The 2,095-nt window shown below is 41.7% G+C and carries 2 protein-coding genes; both read left to right on the top strand.

Annotated elements, in window-relative coordinates; genetic code table 11:
- Positions 1-402 precede the first annotated feature (402 nt).
- The gene (locus tag JCM15124_RS12450; protein WP_156930726.1) at positions 403-804 is read left to right on the top strand and encodes a hypothetical protein; all 402 of its coding nucleotides are present in this window, start codon (positions 403-405) and stop codon (positions 802-804) included.
- Positions 805-818: 14 nt separating this feature from the next.
- Positions 819-1,847, top strand: a complete 1,029-nt coding sequence (locus tag JCM15124_RS16245) for an OmpA family protein (RefSeq protein ID WP_024999661.1) — start codon at positions 819-821, stop codon at positions 1,845-1,847.
- The last annotated feature ends 248 nt before the right edge of the window (positions 1,848-2,095 follow it).

Raw genomic sequence — 2,095 nt, 5'->3', positions numbered from 1 at the left:
GTAATATTGCACTTGAACATAGAAGCATTGCTATATTTGCAAAATAGCTGCACTGTGTGCAGGAATTAGGTATATACTAAACCAATTAAATTATTTGACGAGCTATGTGATTGACAATATAATCAAAACTAAAAACTGAATGACTATGGAATATTCAAAGGTATCAAGAAAGTTGTATATGTTATTGTTGTTATTCACAATGGCAGCAACGATATTATTGGATTTATCTGATGATTTCCTTTCTTCAGCAGCTTGAAAGATTGATACAGTTATTTTGAGGCTGTGAAAAGTACAAGGGTATGAATCTCGCAAAATATATCCAGCCAGATGAAAATAGACGCTTAAACACTATTGATATTAGTATTAAAATTTTATTCACTATTTAACAAAATTATTACAAGTATGAAAAAACTATTATTATCAGCAGTATTATTCCTATTGGGAATGACTGCATCGTTTGCACAGGTGAGCCTAAGCACTGGGTCAGACTATCTTAACCAACATTGGCAGCTCTCACTGCGCGGAGGATACGACTTCGGTCTTTCTCATAATGATTCATATCGTTTTCTTGATTTTAATGGCGGACCTAACTTCGGTCTTGGTATCGACCATTATTGGGAGTGGTTCGGTCTTGGCTTCGACGGTGATTATATTATGAACAAGCCCGAAATTGAATCAGGCAACCTACGTAAGAGATTTAAAGAAATTGAGACAAAGTACAAGAATGTGGAACGTATCTTCTTGGGTGTAGGTCCTTCGTTCCGTCTTCCTGCCACAATTCTTCCACCATTCATGCAGAGTTAAACCTTCGTGCCGGTATGGTGAGTATCAGTGGCGGCGAGTCTTCGTTGATAGCGAAAGCTGTTCCCGGGGCAGGGGACAAGGTTCTCTATAAAGCCGAAAACATAGACTCAAAGACTCGGTTGGCAATGAAAGCGCAGCTGCGTTTCTCATATTTCTTCAACGAACATGTGGGACTGAACCTTGGCGGATATTATATGCATTGCTTCAATGTTCCTTATGGCGATTATGTGTATGATGAACAAATCGTAAGAGCTCCTCGTATGGCACAAGGCGATAATTACGGCAAGAAGTTTGGCAAGACCGATATGTCTTCCTTTGGAGTGTTCTGTGGAGTTATATTCCGTTTTAATGCCAAGAAGGCTGCTCCCAAACCACAGGTTCCCGCACCAGCACCAAAGCCTGTAGATTTTACCCTAAAGGGACGTGTTACTATCTGTGGAACGACAGAACCCGCAGTAGGGGCTACGGTAACGGTGAAATCTGGCAAGGGCAAGAAACTGTATGAACTCACTACAAACAGCCGTGGCGAGTATTCTGTATCACTTAGAGCAGACACACGCTATAGCATCTACATTACTATGAAGGAATGTCTGCCAGCAGAGGAATTCATTATTGAAAAGGGACAATACGACCCTGTAAAGACGCCACTCGTAACTGTCGATCACTGTCTGACGAAGCCTAAGTTGAATGAGCCGATACGTCTCAACAACATACACTACGACTTCGACAAGGCTACGATACGTCCTGATGCACGTCCAGAGCTTAACCGTCTCGTTGCATACCTGCTTGACAATCCTAATATTCGCGTGGAGATGTCGTCACATACCGACTCACGCGGTTCCGATGCATACAACTTGCGTCTGTCGCAGCAGCGTGCAAACTCTGTGAAGGCATATCTTGTAGAACACGGCATTGACTCATCACGCATCGTATCAGTTGGTTATGGCGAAACACGTCTGCTCAACAGATGTGCCAACGGTGTGCCTTGCAGTGAAGAAGAGCACCAGCTCAACCGCCGTACCGAGATGAAGGTGATTGAGTAAGATTTATCTGTGGAATTTCCAACGCATTGTTTCTCTTGAAGCAATAGCGTTGCAATGCCACAGACATTAAATTCTAATCTGTTATGAGACCTCTGTAAAATCCAACCAAAACGGCAAAATGACAAATATAATGTTGTCAGTTGCCAGTAATAGTGTTTTGGCGAGAACGGATTTTACAGAGGTTTCTTATTACTCCTTTTATAAACAGACCGTCCTTTATTATCTCCTTTTTTGTAAAGAAAATAGTG

It is taken from the genome of Prevotella falsenii DSM 22864 = JCM 15124, assembly GCF_000613945.1.
Classification (GTDB): Bacteria; Bacteroidota; Bacteroidia; order Bacteroidales; family Bacteroidaceae; genus Prevotella; species Prevotella falsenii.
Note: the sequence above shows the minus strand (reverse complement) of the source record. Positions and strands in the feature narration are given on the sequence as shown.

Coding starts and splice junctions, on each gene's coding strand:
- JCM15124_RS16245 (WP_024999661.1), top strand. CDS start 819: ATGGTGAGTATCAGTGGCGGCGAGTCTTCGTTGATAGCGAAAGCTGTT.
- JCM15124_RS12450 (WP_156930726.1), top strand. CDS start 403: ATGAAAAAACTATTATTATCAGCAGTATTATTCCTATTGGGAATGACT.